Annotated in this window: 11 protein-coding genes; 10 read left to right on the top strand and 1 reads right to left on the bottom strand. The window is 70.6% G+C overall.

Annotation, left to right across the window (positions count from 1 at the left end; all coding sequences use genetic code 11):
- The first annotated feature begins 67 nt into the window (after positions 1 to 67).
- From OG214_RS10690 to OG214_RS10680, 3 genes are all read left to right on the top strand, one after another.
- Positions 68 to 1,648 (top strand): PucR family transcriptional regulator, encoded by a 1,581-nt coding sequence (locus OG214_RS10690; RefSeq protein ID WP_405984614.1) that lies wholly within the window; start codon positions 68 to 70, stop codon positions 1,646 to 1,648.
- Positions 1,649 to 2,112: 464 nt separating this feature from the next.
- Positions 2,113 to 3,558, top strand: coding sequence for an aldehyde dehydrogenase family protein (locus OG214_RS10685; RefSeq protein ID WP_382852312.1), 1,446 nt, complete (start codon positions 2,113 to 2,115; stop codon positions 3,556 to 3,558).
- 220 nt (positions 3,559 to 3,778) lie between these two features.
- Positions 3,779 to 5,752 (top strand): acyl-CoA dehydrogenase family protein, encoded by a 1,974-nt coding sequence (locus OG214_RS10680; protein ID WP_363084715.1) that lies wholly within the window; start codon positions 3,779 to 3,781, stop codon positions 5,750 to 5,752.
- Between the two features lie 75 nt (positions 5,753 to 5,827).
- Here the strand turns inward: OG214_RS10680 and OG214_RS10675 are convergent, their stop codons facing one another.
- Positions 5,828 to 7,042 (bottom strand): glycoside hydrolase family 64 protein, encoded by a 1,215-nt coding sequence (locus tag OG214_RS10675; RefSeq protein ID WP_405984613.1) that lies wholly within the window; start codon positions 7,040 to 7,042, stop codon positions 5,828 to 5,830.
- 156 nt (positions 7,043 to 7,198) lie between these two features.
- Between OG214_RS10675 and OG214_RS10670 the strand changes: the two genes are divergently transcribed.
- The 7 genes from OG214_RS10670 (at position 7,199) to OG214_RS10640 (ending at position 14,475) form a co-directional block, all read left to right on the top strand.
- Complete coding sequence (locus OG214_RS10670; RefSeq protein WP_363084721.1) at positions 7,199 to 7,693, top strand: nucleotidyltransferase domain-containing protein; 495 nt, start codon at positions 7,199 to 7,201, stop codon at positions 7,691 to 7,693.
- A 101-nt stretch (positions 7,694 to 7,794) separates the two neighbouring features.
- Entirely contained in the window at positions 7,795 to 8,601 is an 807-nt protein-coding gene (locus OG214_RS10665) for a hypothetical protein (protein ID WP_405984612.1), read from the top strand.
- A 146-nt stretch (positions 8,602 to 8,747) separates the two neighbouring features.
- Positions 8,748 to 10,061 carry a 1-deoxy-D-xylulose-5-phosphate reductoisomerase gene (gene dxr, locus OG214_RS10660; protein ID WP_363084718.1) on the top strand — a complete coding sequence of 438 codons (1,314 nt, stop codon included), beginning with the start codon at positions 8,748 to 8,750 and terminating at the stop codon, positions 10,059 to 10,061.
- On the top strand, positions 10,058 to 11,359 hold the full coding sequence (locus tag OG214_RS10655) for a M50 family metallopeptidase (protein ID WP_405984611.1): 1,302 nt from the start codon (positions 10,058 to 10,060) through the stop codon (positions 11,357 to 11,359). Before dxr ends, OG214_RS10655 begins: the two co-directional genes overlap by 4 nt.
- Before the next feature lie 188 nt (positions 11,360 to 11,547).
- Positions 11,548 to 12,702, top strand: a complete 1,155-nt coding sequence (gene ispG, locus OG214_RS10650; protein ID WP_405987468.1) for a flavodoxin-dependent (E)-4-hydroxy-3-methylbut-2-enyl-diphosphate synthase — start codon at positions 11,548 to 11,550, stop codon at positions 12,700 to 12,702.
- A 315-nt stretch (positions 12,703 to 13,017) separates the two neighbouring features.
- Positions 13,018 to 13,878 carry a GNAT family N-acetyltransferase gene (locus OG214_RS10645; protein ID WP_405984610.1) on the top strand — a complete coding sequence of 287 codons (861 nt, stop codon included), beginning with the start codon at positions 13,018 to 13,020 and terminating at the stop codon, positions 13,876 to 13,878.
- A 15-nt stretch (positions 13,879 to 13,893) separates the two neighbouring features.
- On the top strand, positions 13,894 to 14,475 hold the full coding sequence (locus tag OG214_RS10640; RefSeq protein WP_363085810.1) for a GNAT family N-acetyltransferase: 582 nt from the start codon (positions 13,894 to 13,896) through the stop codon (positions 14,473 to 14,475).
- Positions 14,476 to 14,504 lie beyond the last annotated feature (29 nt).

Genomic DNA, 14,504 nt, shown 5'->3' with positions numbered 1-14,504 from the left:
GTCCAGGGTGGCCGGTCATATGCCAGGCGCCCTGCCCGTCCGCAGCCGAAGGCCCTACGGTTCCACCATGCCGCCCACCCTCGCCTCGCTCCTTCAGCATTCGGCGCTCAACCTCACCGTGCTCGCGGGGGAGGACCGGCTCCAGACGCCCGTGCGCTGGGTCCATGCCAGCGAGCTGGCCGATCCCGTCCCGTACATGGAGGGCGGCGAACTCCTCCTCATCACCGCGACGACGCTGGACGCCGAGGACCCCGGGGCGATGCGGCGGTATGTGCAGCGGCTGGTGAACGCCGGGGTCGTCGGCCTCGGCTTCGCCCTCGGTGTGCACTACGAGGACATCCCCGAGGCGCTCGTCACGGCCGCGCGCGAGGCGGGACTGCCCCTGCTGGGAGTGCCCCGCCGTACGCCGTTCCTCGCCATCAGCAAGGCCGTGTCGGCGGCGATCGCGGCCGATCAGTACCGCGCGGTCACGGAGGGGTTCGAGGCACAGCGGGAGCTGACGCGCGCCGCGCTCACCGAGGGGCCCGCCGCGCTGCTGGCCCGGCTCGCGGGGTATGTGGACGGCTGGGCGGCGCTGTACGACACGTCGGGAGCGGTCGTCGCCGCCGCGCCCGAGTGGGCCGCGCGGCGGGCCGCCCGGCTCTCGGCCGATGTGGAACGGCTGCGGGAGCGGCCCGCGCCCGCGAGCGCGGTGCTCGGCGACCCGGCGGGCGCGAACGCCGGCGACCGGGTCGAACTCCAGTCCCTGGGGACGGGACGGCGCGTAAGGGGTGCGCTCGCCGTCGGGACGGAAGGGGCGCTGGGCACGGCGGAGCGGTACGCCGTGCACTCGGCGATCGCCCTGCTGACGCTGACGACGGAGCGTTCGAGCGGCCTTCGGGCGGCGGAGCAGCGGCTCGGGTCCGCGGTGCTGCGCATGCTGCTGTCCGGACAGCCCGACCACGCGCGCGCGGTGGCGGGCGATCTCTACGGAGGACTCCTGGACGCACCCTTCCGGCTGCTGATCGCGGAGTCGGTGGAGACCGTGGCCGACGATCCGCTGCCCTCGGTCGCCGAGACGCTGGAGGCCGCGGCCGCGCGGGCCCGGGAGGCGGTGCTGGCGGTCCCCGACGGCGAGGGGCCCCGGCTGGTGGTGCTCGCCGTGGACGGCGGGACGGTGGTCACGGCGGCCGAGGAGTACGCCGCACGGGAGGCGGAGGAGGCGGGCGTCTTCATAGGCCTGTCCGCGCCGACCGGCCCGATCGCCGCGGCGGGCGCGTACAAGCAGGCCGAACAGGCGCTGTCGGTGGCCCGCCGCAGGGGCCGCGCCCTGGTGGAGCACGAGGAGCTGGCGGCCGGCTCGATCCTCCCCCTGCTGGCGGACGACGCGGTACGGGCCTTCGCGGACGGCATGCTCCGCGCGCTGTACGAGCACGACACCAAGGGCCGGGGCGACCTGGTCGCCTCGCTCCGCGCCTGGCTCTCCCGGCACGGCCAGTGGGACGCGGCGGCGGCGGACCTGGGCGTCCACCGCCATACGCTGCGCTACCGGATGCGGCGGGTCGAGGAGATCCTGGGCCGCTCACTGGACGATCCGGACGTCCGGATGGAGCTGTGGCTGGCGCTGAAGACGACAACACGCGCGGAGACGGTGCCGCCGCCTGAGTGACACGGCCGCCTGGGTGACGCGGTCGGCGAAGTGAGGGCCACCGGAGCGACGGACGGCACCGGAGTGGTGCACGGGAGTGACGGGCGCACGGGAGTGACGGGCGCACGGGAGCGCCGGGCGTACGCGAGTGCCGGGTGCACGGGAGTGCCGGGCGCACCGGAGCAAGTACGTCACCTGCGCGCGCGTACGCCCGCCGCGTAACCCTTCCAGGACCGCGTAGCGCTTCCGGGACCGGGAAGGAGCCGGACGGGCGAGGCTTTCCGCCGCAGCCCGCCGCAGCCCGCCGCAGCTCCCAGCACCCCGCCGCGTCCGCCGTACCCGACAAAGCGGCGTACGCGCCGCGCCCCATCACTCCACCCCGGACAACCCATCTCCCGCCGTCGCACCCCTACCGTGGAGACGGACACCGCCGTGCTCCACCCCCACCCACGCGGACCATCTACTCGGAAGGGCCCGGACTCGCAATGACTTCCACCCACGCCTTCTGGCTCGCCGGCCGCCAGGCCACCGGCGAGGACACCCTCGATGTCACCTCCCCCTGGGACGGCCGGCTCGTCGGCACCGTCTCCGTGCCGACCGAGGCCCAGGTCGAGGAGGCCGTCGCCGCCGCGCACTCCGTGCTCCACGAGTTCGCCGCGACACCCGCGCATGTACGCGCCGCCGCCCTCGACCATGTCTCCCGCAGGCTCGTGGAGCGCACCGAGGAGATCGCCCGGCTGATCTCCGCCGAGAACGGCAAGCCCCTCAAGTGGGCCCGGGGTGAGGTCGGCCGCGCCGTCTCCGTCTTCAGGTTCGCCGCCGAGGAGGCCCGCCGGTTCAACGGCGGCGAGGCCCAGCGCCTCGACACCGACGCGGGCGGCGCCGGCCGTCTCGCGCTGACCCGCCGCTTCCCGCGCGGCGCCGTCCTCGGTATCGCGCCGTTCAACTTCCCGCTCAACCTCTGCGCCCACAAGATCGCCCCCGCCATCGCCGTCGGCGCGCCGATCATCCTCAAGCCCGCCCCGGCGACCCCCCTCTCCGGACTCCTGATCGGCGAGCTGCTCGCCGAGACCGAGCTGCCGGCCGGCGCCTGGTCCGTACTGCCCGTGCCGAACGACCGGATGGCCGCCCTCGTCCAGGACGAGCGGCTGCCGGTGATCTCCTTCACCGGCTCCGACAAGGTCGGCTTCGCGATCATGGACTCCGTCCCGCGCAAGCACTGCACACTCGAACTCGGCGGCAACGGCGCGGCCGTCGTCCTCGCCGACTACGCGAGCGAGCGGGACCTGGACTGGGCGGCGACCAGGATCGCGGCCTTCGCCAACTACCAGGGCGGTCAGTCCTGTATCTCCGTCCAGCGCGTGATCGCGGACGCCTCGGTCTACGAGCGGCTCGTGCCCAGGATCGTCGCCGCCGTCGAGGCCCAGGTCACGGGTGATCCCGCCGACGAGACCACCGATGTGGGGCCGCTCGTCAGCGAGGATGCCGCCAGGCGCGTCGAGGCCTGGGTCGACGAGGCGGTACAGGCCGGTGCCCAGGTGCTCGCGGGCGGCAAGCGGGACGGCGCGTCCTACGCGCCCACGGTCCTCTCCGAGGTCCCCGCGGACGCCACGGTCGCCCGCGAGGAGGTCTTCGGTCCCGTTCTGACGCTCCGTCGGGTCGAGAGCGAGAGCGAGGCGTTCGAGACGGTCAACGACTCGAAGTACGGTCTCCAGGCCGGGGTGTTCACCCATGACCTCCAGGCCGCGTTCCGCGCCCATCGCGCCCTTGAGGTGGGCGGTGTGATCATCGGCGACGTTCCCTCGTACCGCGCCGACCAGATGCCGTACGGCGGTGTCAAGCAGTCCGGCGTGGGCCGCGAGGGCGTGCGTTTCGCGATGGACGACTACACCTACGAGCGCGTCATGGTGCTCACCGGCCTCACCCTCTAGCCCTCCAGGCACTTCCAGCCCTCTGCGCCCTGCCCGGTCGCACGCCGGGCGAACGGCCGGAGTCCGCGGTACGGGACTCCGGCCGTCCGCGTTCCCCCGCTCCGGGGCCGGTCCTCCGTCCACGACTGGTGGGGGCGGCATTAATCGGGTAGATACGGACGAGTAGCACCAGCCGGCAAAACCCCCATTGGACCCGACTCCGCGGCGAGGTGAGTTCCTCATGTCCGCCCCATCCGCACCCTCAGCAGCATCCGCCCCGCAGGAACCGCAGGGCAAGCCCAAGGTCTCCGAGCGGGAGGCGCGCCAGGTCGCCGAGGCCGCCCGGGAACAGGGCTGGCGCAAGCCGAGCTTCGCCAAGGAGATGTTCCTCGGCCGCTTCCGGCTCGATCTCATCCATCCGCACCCCCTGCCCGCCCCGGAGGACGTCAGGCGCGGCGAGGAGTTCCTGACGAAGGTGCGCGCGTTCTGCGAGACGGAGATCGACGGCGCGCTCATCGAACGTGAGGCCCGTATCCCCGACCGGGTGATCAACCGGCTCAGGGAGCTGGGCGCGCTCGGTATGAAGATCGACACCCAGTACGGCGGCCTCGGCCTCACCCAGGTGTACTACAACAGGGCGCTGGCTCTGATCGGCTCCGCGAGCCCCGCGATCGGCGCGCTCCTCTCCGCGCATCAGTCGATCGGCGTACCGCAGCCGCTCAAAATCTTCGGCACCCAGGAGCAGAAGGACACCTTCCTGCCCCGGCTGGCCCGTACGGACATCTCGGCCTTCCTGCTCACCGAGCCGGATGTGGGCTCCGACCCCGCCCGGCTCGCGACGACGGCCGTGCCGGACGGCGACGCGTACGTCCTCGACGGTGTGAAGCTCTGGACGACCAACGGCGTCGTCGCCGATCTGCTCGTGGTGATGGCCCGGGTCCCGGCCTCCGAGGGCCACAAGGGCGGTATCACCGCGTTCGTCGTCGAGGCGGACTCCCCGGGCATCACGGTCGAGAACCGCAACGCCTTCATGGGGCTGCGCGGTCTGGAGAACGGGGTGACCCGCTTCCACCAGGTCCGCGTCCCCGCCGCGAACCGTATCGGCCCCGAGGGCGCCGGTCTCAAGATCGCTCTCACCACGCTCAACACCGGCCGGCTCTCGCTGCCCGCGATGTGCGTGGGCGCGGGCAAGTGGTGTCTGAAGATCGCCCGCGAGTGGTCGGCGGCCCGTGAGCAGTGGGGCAGGCCCGTCGGCCGCCACGAGGCCGTGGGCGGGAAGATCGCCTTCATGGCCGCGACCACCTTCGCGCTGGAGGCGATGGTCGATCTCGCGTCCCAGATGGCCGACGAGGACCGCAACGACATCCGGATCGAGGCCGCCCTGGCCAAGCTGTACGGCTCGGAGATGAGCTGTCTGATGGCCGACGAACTGGTCCAGATCCGCGGTGGCCGGGGCTTCGAGACGGCGGAGTCCCTGGCCGCCCGGGGCGAACGCGCCGTACCCGCCGAGCAGATGCTCCGCGATCTGCGGATCAACCGGATCTTCGAGGGCTCCACGGAGATCATGCATCTGCTGATCGCCCGCGAGGCCGTCGACGCCCATCTCTCCGTCGCCGGCGACATCATCGATCCGGACAAGTCCCTCTCCGACAAGGCCAGGGCGGGTGCGCAGGCGGGGAAGTTCTATGCGCGCTGGCTGCCGAAGCTGGTCGCGGGACCGGGCCAGCTGCCCGGTTCGTACGGTGAGTTCCACCGGCCGGGGTACCCGGATCTGTCGGTGCATCTGCGCTATGCCGAGCGGACCGCGCGCAAGCTCGCCCGCTCCACGTTCTACGCGATGTCGCGCTGGCAGGGCCGGATGGAGACCAAGCAGGGCTTCCTCGGCCGGATCGTCGACATCGGCGCGGAGCTGTTCGCGATGAGCGCGGCCTGTGTACGGGCCGAACTGCTCCGTACGAAGGGCGAGCACGGACGCGAGGCGTACCAACTGGCCGACGCCTTCTGCCGGCAGGCACGTATCCGTGTGGAGGAGCTCTTCGGCCGTCTGTGGTCCAACACCGACGAACTCGACCGCAAGGTCGTGAGCGGTGTTCTCGCCGGCCGGTACACCTGGCTGGAGGACGGCATCATCGACCCGAGCGGGGACGGCCCCTGGATCGCCGACGCCACCCCGGGCCCCTCCAGCCGCCCCGACGTCCACCGTCACATCCCCTGAACCGGCGAAACCCCGCCCGGGGGCCGTGCCCCGCTAAGGGCACGGTCCCCGGGCCATCGGCCTGTTCGAATCGGCTTAGTTGAACGGGTCGAGGGTGATGAACGCCTGCTGCGGGTTGCCGTCGTGCACCAGGGACTCATGGGCGCCGACATCGTCGAAGGCGAACGCGTACGCCTTGCCGTCGGCCATCCGGGCGTGGATCTGCCGGGCGTAGTGATTGGTCACCGCGTCCTGGTAGAAGCCGGCCGCGCTCGTGTCGGGCTGGTTGGGGTTGGTCAGCAGCGTGGAGCGGTTGAACCCGGCGCAGAGCGTGCGCGAGATCGGCCCGCGTACGAGGTCGTTGGGCGCGTCCAGCAGCTTGTAGCAGCCGAAGACGCTGTCGGCGTCCGGCTTCTGGAACGAGGTGACGACCGCCCCCGCCGTATTGGTGAAGTTCATGACGTTGCCCGAGACCCGGCCGAAGTACTTGGTGTTCGGCTGGTCCGTGAAGGGCGTCACGGTCAGCGTGGACGTGGCGTACTTGCTCCACACCCGGTTGATGTAGTCGTCCATCACCGAGGCGGGCAGAACGCCGGCCCCGATCCCGTGACCGGGCGAGAGCGCGCGCAGGACGGTGCCGTCGGAACGGGTCTGGATCAGATTGGCCCAGCCGCCCGGCTGGCTCCTGAGGGCGTCGTAGAAGCCGTTGTAGCCGCCCGCCTTGAGATGGCCGGTGGACTTGGTGGTGCCGTCGGGGAGCTTGACGCCCACGGCGTAGGGCGCCGAGAACATGTCGACCTGGGTGCTGTTGATCCACAGCCCGGCGTCGTTGAGCGTGTACTCGGTCCAGTTGAAGAGGATGTTCCGGTTGGGGTCGGCCGGGTTCTGCACGGCGGGCTGCACCAGTCCGCCCGTGGTCAGCCTGAAGTCGAGCTTCTGGCCGTACGAGAAGTAGACCCGGCCGGAGAACTTCGGCATCCGGATCGTGAGCGACTGCCCGTTGGCCGGGCCCGCGATCGACGCGTCGGGCGCGGGGGTCGGCGGATTGCCTCCGACGGGCCAGGCGTGGAACGTGCCGTTCGCGTCGGCCCAGCCCTGCTGGCCCGTCGAGAGGTTGGTCCCGAGGTTGTAGACGTAGACCGGGTCCGTACGGCCGGAGCTGTTCGAGATCGTCAGGGGGATGGTCGCCGGGACCGCGGCCTCGGCGGCCTCAGCGGCCTCGGCCGGTGTCCCGGGGCCCGCGGCCGTGAACCCCGCGGCGAGGATCACCGCGGCGGCCAGTGACGCGAGCAGTTTTGTTGTGCCCAACACGCTCTGCCTCCTGCGTTGTGGGGGGTTTGAGAGCGCTCTCAAGAATCGGCGCACGGATGGGAGGTGTCAATGAGCGCGGCCGACTCGCCCTCATGGACGGTCCCGCCGAAAACCGTTGGAACCGGCGGGAATTGACGGCATAACATCCGCCCCGTGATGACCGCGGACACCGTACTGACCGTTCTCGCCCTGCTGCGGAAGGCAGGCGCGGACGTCTGGATCGCCGGCGGCTGGGGGATCGACGCCCTGCTCGCCGCCCAGACCCGCCCCCACCGCGACCTGGACCTGCTGCACCGCGCCGAACAGGAGCCACTCGTCGTCGAGGCGCTGTCCCGCGAGGGCTTCACCGAGACACTGGACTGGCGCCCGGTCCGGTTCGTCCTCTCCCGGCACGGGACCGGTGACGAGATCGACCTCCATCCGCTGTCGTTCGCTCCGGACGGTTCGGCGGTCCAGTCGTCACCGGACCCAGGACGGCCCTTCGTCTACCCGGCGGAGTGCTTCACGACGGGCACCGTCGACGGGGTGAGCGTGGCCTGTATCTCGCCCGAGCAGCAGGTCCGCTTCCACCAGGGGTACGAGCCCTCCGACCGGGACCGCCACGACATGGCCCGGCTCCGCGAGACATTCGGTATCGCCACGCACTTCTGAGTACGGGCCCGGCCGCCCGTTCCATGCAGCACAATCGGGCGTCGGGCCGATCCACCCAGCGGATCGGCCGCGCGGCAGATCAACTCACCACGGGGGCAGCCATGTTCGGGGCCGGGAGAAGGCGGACGCGGCGGACGCGGTCGGCGCCGCGGACATGGCGCGGCGGTGCGGCGGCCCTGACCGCCGGTCTCGTACTCGTCGGGGCGACCGCGTGCGGCGGTGGCGAGCGGGCCGGCGGCGGTGACGACGGAGCCAAGGGCGCGAGTCCGGCCGGCGGGACCTCCGCCCCGGCCACGGGCGCCGCCCCCGGCCTCGCACCCCTCACCGAGCGGCAGCTCACCGCCGCCTCCCTCACCGACGGCGAGCGGATCGGCGAGTACACCGCCTCCGAGTACGCCCTCGGCGCCCCGCTCGGCGAGGACTACACCGCGGACCCGGCCGGCTGCCAGCCGCTGGTCAGCCTCGCCCGGGGCGCCACCGCGTTCGATCCCGTCGCCGAGGTCCACCGCAAGGTCGACATCCCGGACGAGATGCTCGGGCTCACCGTCTCCGTACAGCTCCGCTCGTACGCCGGCCAGGGCGCGACCGGCGTGCTGAAGGCCCTGCGTACGGCGGGCCGCGACTGTGCGGGCGGCTTCACCGAGGACCGGGCGCTGGCGCGGGCGAAGTATCTGAAGGCGGAACCGGCCAAGGCGCCTGACGTGGGGGACGAGGCCGTCGCGTACCGCTTCACGATTCTCGATGTGAAGGGAAAGCTGAAGCTGTACGAGTATCTGACCGTCGTACGGTCCGGCTCCACCACACTCTCCTTCCGCGCCGAGATCACCGGCACCGAGGACGTCGGGGGAGTGCCCGACGAGATCGTCCGGACCCAGTGGCGGAAGTTCCGGTCCACCGGAAAAGCCTGAAGGATCCGCAGGCCGCCCGGTCCGCGAAGACCGGCGCACGGAACGACCGAGGACCGGCGCACGGAACGGGACCGAGGACCGGCGCACCGAACAAGCGCGGGGGCGCGCTGTCCAACCGGCGCACGGATGGGGCAAGAATGGGGGGCATGAGCGACAGCCCAGCCCCTCTCGCCGATCCGCACATCGCCTTCGACCCGACCGAAGGCCGCCGGGACATCGTCGTCCTCGGCTCCACCGGATCCATCGGCACCCAGGCCATCGACCTGGTCCTGCGCAATCCCGACCGCTTCCGTGTCACCGCGCTCTCCGCCGCGGGCGGGCGCCCCGCGCTCCTCGCCGAGCAGGCCCGGAAGCTACGCGTCCGTACCGTGGCGGTCGCGCGCGAGGACGCCGTGCCCGCGCTGCGGGAGGCGCTCGGGGCGCAGTACGGTACGGGCGAGCCGCTCCCCGAGATTCTCGCGGGGCCGGACGCCGCCACCGAGCTGGCGGGTTCCGACTGCCACACCGTCCTCAACGGCATCACCGGCTCCATCGGGCTCGCCCCCACGCTCGCCGCCCTCACCGCGGGCCGCACCCTCGCTCTCGCCAACAAGGAATCGCTGATCGTCGGCGGTCCCCTGGTCAAGGCCGTGGCCGAACCCGGCCAGATCATCCCCGTCGACTCCGAGCACGCCGCGCTCTTCCAGGCGCTGGCCGCCGGTACCCGCGCCGATGTGCGCAAACTCGTGGTGACGGCCTCCGGCGGGCCCTTCCGCGGCCGTACGCGCGCCGAACTGGCCGATGTCACCCCCCGGGACGCCCTCGCGCATCCCACCTGGGCGATGGGCCCGGTGATCACGATCAATTCGGCGACCCTCGTCAACAAGGGGCTCGAAGTGATCGAGGCGCATCTTCTGTACGACATTCCCTTCGAACGCATTGAGGTGGTCGTCCACCCCCAGTCGTATGTCCACTCGATGGTGGAATTCAGCGACGGCTCGACCCTGGCCCAGGCGACCCCGCCGGATATGCGCGGGCCGATCGCCATCGGTCTCGGCTGGCCGGGGAGGGTCCCCGACGCCGCTCCCGCGTTCGACTGGACCAAGGCCTCGACCTGGGAGTTCTTCCCGCTCGATACGGAGGCCTTCCCCTCCGTGGGACTCGCCAGACAGGTAGGGGCCCTGGGCGGCACGGCCCCGGCGGTGTTCAATGCCGCGAACGAGGAGTGCGTCGACGCGTTCCTCGCGGGCAGGCTGCCGTTCAACGGCATCATGGATACGGTCACCGAGGTCGTCGCGGAACACGGCACGGTGCACGGCGTGGTGCGCGGTGACTCACGTACGGGAACCTCGCTCACCCTGGCGGACGTCCTCGAAGCGGAGACCTGGGCACGTGCCAGGGCCCGTGAGAAGGCGGCGGCCCTGGCAGACAAACTGGCAGACACAATCGGCGAAGAACAGCCGGCGGAGGCTCGCGCATGACGATTCTGTTGACGGTCCTCGGCATTCTGGTCTTTGTCGCCGGACTGCTCTTCTCCATCGCCTGGCACGAACTCGGCCATCTCTCGACGGCCAAGTTCTTCGGTATCCGCGTGCCCCAGTACATGGTCGGCTTCGGGCCGACCATCTGGTCGCGGAAGAAGGGCGACACGGAGTACGGCATCAAGGCGATCCCGCTCGGCGGCTATATCCGCATGATCGGAATGTTCCCGCCGGGCCCCGACGGCAGGATCGAGGCGCGGTCCACCTCGCCCTGGCGCGGGATGATAGAGGACGCCCGCTCGGCGGCCTTCGAGGAGCTGCAACCGGGCGACGAGAAGCGCCTGTTCTACACGCGCAAGCCGTGGAAGCGCGTGATCGTGATGTTCGCGGGCCCGTTCATGAATCTGGTGCTCGCCGCCGTGATCTTCATCGGTGTGGCGATGAGCTTCGGCTTCCAGACGCAGACCACCCAGGTCGCGGGCGTCCAGAAGTGTGTGATCCCGCAGAGCGAGAAGCGGGACACCTGTGAGAAGGGCGACAAGATCTCGCCCGCCCAGGCGGCCGGTCTCAAGGAGGGCGACAGGATCGTCGCCCTCAACGGACAGCGGGTCGAGGACTGGACCACGCTCTCCAACCTCATCCGCAAAACCATCGGCCCGGCCACCGTCACCGTGGAGCGCGACGGCACCCGGCAGGATCTGCACGCCACACTCGCCAGGAACATGGTGGCCGAGAAGGACTCCGACGGAGAGATCGTCCCGGGCGAGTACGTCCCGGCCGGCTATCTCGGCTTCGCCGCCGCCACCGAGATCGTCCCGCTCTCCTTCCCCCAGTCCGTGGACCGGATGGGCACCATGATCGGCGACGGTGCCGAGTCGATCGTCGCCCTGCCGTCCAAGATCCCGGACCTCTGGAGCGCCGCCTTCGGGGACGGCCCCCGCAAGGACGACTCACCGGTCGGTGTGGTCGGCGCGGCCCGTATCGGCGGCGAGGTGATGACGCTGGACATCCCGGCGCAGAACCAGATCGCGATGATGCTGTTCCTGCTCGCGGGCTTCAACCTCTCGCTCTTCCTCTTCAACATGCTGCCGCTGCTGCCCCTCGACGGCGGGCATATCGCGGGCGCGCTCTGGGAGTCCCTGCGGCGCAGGCTCGCACGTCTCTTCAAGCGGCCCGACCCGGGCCCGTTCGATGTCGCGAAGCTGATGCCGTTCGCCTATGTCGTGGCGGGCATCTTCATCTGCTTCACGCTGCTCGTGCTGGTCGCCGACGTCTTCAATCCCGTCAAGATCTCCTGACTCCCGCGGCACACCCAGATCAGCTGTTTGCACCTGTTTCAAGCGGCCGGACACCTTTCGTGTCCGGCCGCTTACCTTTGGGTGGAGTTTTGGCGGCGATGTGCTCGGGCGCCGTGCGGTGGCGTAATCTCGGGGCCGGAGCCCGCCCATCTCGGGACCTTGATCCACACCTTGGGGTTGCACAGCAGATGACTGCAATTTCTCTCGGAATGCCGTCCGTTCCGACGAAGCTCGCCGACCGTAGGGTCAGCCGCCAGATCCAGGTCGGGTCGGTGGCGGTCGGTGGGGATGCGCCGGTGTCGGTGCAGTCGATGACGACGACGCGTACGTCGGATGTGGGTGCGACGTTGCAGCAGATCGCTGAGTTGACGGCGTCGGGGTGTCAGATCGTGCGGGTGGCGTGTCCGACGCAGGATGACGCGGACGCGTTGGCGGTGATCGCGCGGAAGTCGCAGATTCCGGTGATCGCGGATATTCATTTCCAGCCGAAGTATGTGTTCGCGGCGATTGACGCGGGGTGTGCGGCGGTGCGGGTGAATCCGGGGAACATCAAGCAGTTCGACGACAAGGTGCGGGAGATCGCGAAGGCGGCGGGGGACGCGGGGACGCCGATCCGTATCGGGGTGAACGCGGGGTCGCTGGACGCGCGGCTGCTGCGGAAGTACGGGAAGGCGACGCCGGAGGCGCTGGTGGAGTCGGCGCTGTGGGAGGCGTCGTTGTTCGAGGAGCACGGTTTCCGGGACATCAAGATCTCGGTGAAGCACAACGATCCGGTGGTGATGGTGAACGCCTACCGGCAGTTGGCCGCGCAGTGCGACTATCCGCTGCACCTCGGGGTGACGGAGGCGGGTCCTGCGTTCCAGGGGACGATCAAGTCGGCTGTGGCGTTCGGGGCGTTGCTGAGTGAGGGGATCGGGGACACGATCCGGGTGTCTCTGTCGGCTCCGCCGGCGGAGGAGGTCAAGGTCGGTCTGCAGATTCTGGAGGCGTTGAATCTGAAGCAGCGGCGGCTGGAGATCGTGTCGTGTCCGTCGTGCGGGCGTGCGCAGGTGGATGTGTACAAGCTCGCGGATGAGGTGACGGCGGGGCTGGAGGGTATGGAGGTTCCGTTGCGGGTCGCGGTGATGGGCTGTGTGGTGAACGGTCCGGGTGAGGCGCGTGAGGCGGATCTGGGTGTGGCGTCGGGCAATGGCAAGGGGCAGATCTTTGTGAAGGGCGAGGTCGTCAAGACCGTGCCGGAGTCGAAGATCGTGGAGACCCTGATCGAAGAGGCGATGAAGATCGCCGAGCAGATGGAGAAGGACGGCATCCCCTCGGGCGAGCCCGAGGTCTCCGTGAGCTGACGGATCCCGGCGACGGATCCTGTCGGCGTATCCCACCCGACGGATCCCGGCGAGGCGGCTCCAAGCGCCCGCTCCGAACCGGTTCCGGCCGACCGCTCCGAACCGGCTTCGGGCGACCGCTCCGGGCAGGCTTCTCCCGCCCTCCGCCGCCGCCCGCCCCCGGCGTTCTTCCCGCCCCGCTCCTTCACGTACCGGGGTCCCACGGCTACGTACCGGGGTCCCGCGGCCCCTGCCCAGGGCACCGGCCGCGGGACCTTCCCCTGTGAGCGGCACGCCACGGACCCGCCAGGTACAGTGCGGAGATCAGCAGACCGTATGGTGAGGCCCCTCGTGTTGACGCAGACCACCACTCGGGTCCTCGAACCCGGTGAACTCGGCGCCGCGCTCGCCATCCTGGAGAGCGAACCCGTCGCCAACGCCTTCGTGACCTCCCGGGTGCAGATCGCGGGACTCGACCCCTGGCGCCTCGGCGGCGAGATGTGGGGCTGGTACGCGGACGGGCGGCTGCGCTCCCTCTGCTACTCCGGCGCCAATCTCGTACCGATCTGCGCCGGCCCCGAGTCCGTACGCGCCTTCGCGGACCGTGCCCGCAGAACCGGCCGCCGCTGCTCCTCGATCGTCGGCCCCGCCGAGCCCACCGCCCAGCTCTGGCGGCTGCTGGAGCCCAGTTGGGGCCCCGCCCGCGAGGTCCGCGCCCATCAGCCACTGATGGTGACCGAGGAGATCCCCGCCGTGGTCGCGCCCGATCCCTTCGTGCGCCGTATCCGCAAGGACGAGCTGGAGGTGATCATGCCGGCCTGTGTCGCCATGTTCACCGAGGAGGTCGGTGTCTCCCCGCTCGCGGGCGACGGCGGACTGCTCTACCAGGCGCGGGTGGCCGAACTGGTCGGCGCGGGGCGGTCGTTCGCCCGTATCGACGACGGCAGGGTCATCTTCAAGGCCGAGATCGGTGCCGCGACCACCCAGGCCTGCCAGATCCAGGGCGTCTGGGTCGACCCCGAGTACCGCGGCCGGGGTCTGTCCGAGTCGGGTATGGCGGCGGTCGTACGGCACGCGCTGGCCGATGTCGCACCCGTCGTGAGCCTGTACGTGAACGACTACAACACGCCTGCCCGCGCGGCCTATCGGCGCGTCGGCTTCCGTGAGGTGGGCGCCTTCATGAGCGTGCTCTTCTGAAAGTAGGGTTCGGCCATGCTGAGCATCCCCGGGGACACCCCCCGGATTCCCGACGTCCAGGTAGCGCCGGTCGATCTCGCCTCACGCGTCGACGAGGCACTCGCCGTGCAGGCCCTCGCCTTCGGGCTCAGCGACGACGAGATCGGGGTACGCCGCCATATCGTGCTCCGGCATCTCATGTACCCCGGCTGCCGTGCCTTCGGCGCGACCACCGGGTCGGGCCGGCTCGTCGGGTTCGTGTACGGCCTGCCGAACGACCGGGGCCACTGGTGGTCCACGGTCGTCGAGCCGTATCTGCGCGCCACCGCCTCCGACGACTGGCTCGACGACTCCTTCGTGATCACCGAACTCCATGTCCATCCCGAGTTCCAGGCCCGGGGCATCGGCCGCGCGCTGATCACCGCCATCACGGACGGCGCCGTACAGCCGAAGTCGATCCTGTCCGCCATCGACACCGAGAGCCCGGCCCGCCGTCTCTACCGCGCACTCGGTTACGAGGACCTCGCCCGCCAGGTCCACTTCCCCAGCGCGCCCAAGCCGTACGCCGTGATGGGCGCCCCGCTGCCGCTGCGCGGACGGCGCGCCGGCGGCAGCTGAGCGGCAACTGATTTCCGCCTGCCGGGGCG

It is taken from the genome of Streptomyces sp. NBC_00872, from assembly GCF_045161915.1.
In the GTDB taxonomy this organism is placed as follows: Bacteria; Actinomycetota; Actinomycetes; order Streptomycetales; family Streptomycetaceae; genus Streptomyces.
This window is presented reverse-complemented; position numbering and strand designations above follow the sequence as displayed.

Coding starts and splice junctions, on each gene's coding strand:
- OG214_RS10670 (WP_363084721.1), top strand. CDS start 7,199: ATGACCGCGGACACCGTACTGACCGTTCTCGCCCTGCTGCGGAAGGCA.
- OG214_RS10690 (WP_405984614.1), top strand. CDS start 68: ATGCCGCCCACCCTCGCCTCGCTCCTTCAGCATTCGGCGCTCAACCTC.
- OG214_RS10680 (WP_363084715.1), top strand. CDS start 3,779: ATGTCCGCCCCATCCGCACCCTCAGCAGCATCCGCCCCGCAGGAACCG.
- OG214_RS10655 (WP_405984611.1), top strand. CDS start 10,058: ATGACGATTCTGTTGACGGTCCTCGGCATTCTGGTCTTTGTCGCCGGA.
- OG214_RS10685 (WP_382852312.1), top strand. CDS start 2,113: ATGACTTCCACCCACGCCTTCTGGCTCGCCGGCCGCCAGGCCACCGGC.
- OG214_RS10645 (WP_405984610.1), top strand. CDS start 13,018: ATGGTGAGGCCCCTCGTGTTGACGCAGACCACCACTCGGGTCCTCGAA.
- OG214_RS10665 (WP_405984612.1), top strand. CDS start 7,795: ATGTTCGGGGCCGGGAGAAGGCGGACGCGGCGGACGCGGTCGGCGCCG.
- OG214_RS10640 (WP_363085810.1), top strand. CDS start 13,894: ATGCTGAGCATCCCCGGGGACACCCCCCGGATTCCCGACGTCCAGGTA.
- ispG (WP_405987468.1), top strand. CDS start 11,548: ATGACTGCAATTTCTCTCGGAATGCCGTCCGTTCCGACGAAGCTCGCC.
- dxr (WP_363084718.1), top strand. CDS start 8,748: ATGAGCGACAGCCCAGCCCCTCTCGCCGATCCGCACATCGCCTTCGAC.